This window comes from Komagataeibacter kakiaceti JCM 25156 (assembly GCF_000613305.1).
Map to the genome: position 1 here is coordinate 1 of NZ_BAIO01000704.1, position 983 is coordinate 983.

At 62.2% G+C, this 983-nt stretch carries 1 protein-coding gene and 1 pseudogene; both read left to right on the forward strand.

The window, feature by feature from the left end; all coding sequences use genetic code 11:
* Positions 1-219: pseudogene (locus tag JCM25156_RS18120) on the forward strand (BA14K family protein); the annotation flags it as partial.
* Positions 220-366: 147 nt separating this feature from the next.
* Positions 367-774 (forward strand): hypothetical protein, encoded by a 408-nt coding sequence (locus JCM25156_RS18125; RefSeq protein WP_034960992.1) that lies wholly within the window; start codon positions 367-369, stop codon positions 772-774.
* Positions 775-983 lie beyond the last annotated feature (209 nt).

A 983-nucleotide genomic window follows, 5' to 3' on the forward strand; every position in this document is an offset into this window, starting at 1 on the left:
GAAGGCGCGCCGCCATCGGGCATCGTGCTGACAAACGATCCCTCCGCCCCGGCCGATACGCCGCTATGCGGTCATGCCGCGCGTGAGGCCAACAGCATCGGGGCCATGGTGCATCCCGACATCACGCCCGTTGTCAGCAGTTGCGCGGCCAATGCCTGTTTCGATGCGCAGACCGGCACCTATATTGCGTCCGACGGCAGCCGCAGGGTCTGCCGCTAGCCCCCAATGCGGCATATAGGTCATATGCCGCCATGTAAGGGACAGGCGGCATATTCTCATTGACTTCGCCCCGTGGGATGGTTGACGCTTCCGGACATGACCGTCCCTACATCATCCTCTTCAGGTGATCCGCAGGCGACAGTGCACATGTTTCCCCTCAAGCGCATGCTGCCGCTGCGCGAGGCGGCGGAATATGTCGGCATCACGCTGCTGCGGCTGCGATGCCTGCGCCTGGTAAGGGCGGGCCCCCATGCCGCCATGCGCAATGGGCGCGATGTCATGTTCCGCGTGGAAGATCTGGATGAGTACGTGGACAGGCTGTACCGCCGCGCCAATATTTCCCATGCCGAACAGGCCCGCCACCGCAATGAATGGCGCGCGCGGATAGCTGGTCTGCCCGAGGGCGCGCGCGGGCGCGTATCCGATTCCTTCATGCAGATCGTAACACGTGACGAATTTCTGGAAATCGGGGCGAACCGGGGGTTCCGCGTGCTGTTCTTCGGCGGGCTGTGCCTTATTTTCCTGTCGCACACACCGCTGATCTGGCGGCTGTAACGGAACGGCCGCGCCCATTTTGCCGCGAACGTGTTTTTTTACCTGTGCGGGTATGTTCTTTCCCCATACGATCCGCTACGCAAGAAACGACGGTAGTAGAACAATAATGGATCGGATGATGACAGGTATGCGCAGCAGCATTATGGCCCGGACCGGACACGCGCGACTGCGCGGCGCGCTTTGTGGATTGGCGCTGGCCCTGACCCCGG